This window comes from Streptomyces pratensis (assembly GCF_037137275.1).
Classification (GTDB): Bacteria; Actinomycetota; Actinomycetes; order Streptomycetales; family Streptomycetaceae; genus Streptomyces; species Streptomyces pratensis_B.
In genome coordinates this window covers 1-241 of the sequence record NZ_JBBBEN010000001.1, presented here as the reverse complement: position 1 = coordinate 241, position 241 = coordinate 1, and the positions used below count along the sequence as shown (strand labels likewise).

At 70.5% G+C, this 241-nt stretch carries 1 pseudogene; it reads left to right on the top strand.

Annotated features, from left to right (window positions below):
• Positions 1-241 (top strand): annotated as a pseudogene (locus tag V9U70_RS00005) (IS110 family transposase); the annotation flags it as partial.

The window sequence follows — 241 nt, the reverse complement described above, 5'->3', positions numbered from 1 at the left end:
CCCGGCTCATCGACGACGTCTTCGACGCCCTCGACGAACAGACCGTCGTCGTCCCCGGCACCGGCACCCTCGACATCGTCATCCCCTCCCTGGCCGCCTCCCTGGCTGCCGTCCACACTCAGCGCCGGGCCCTGGAAACCCAGATCAGTACCCTGCTGGAGGCCCACCCTCTTTCCCCGGTCCTGACGTCGATGCCCGGCGTCGGCGTCAGGACCGCCGCCGTCCTGCTGGTCACCGTCGG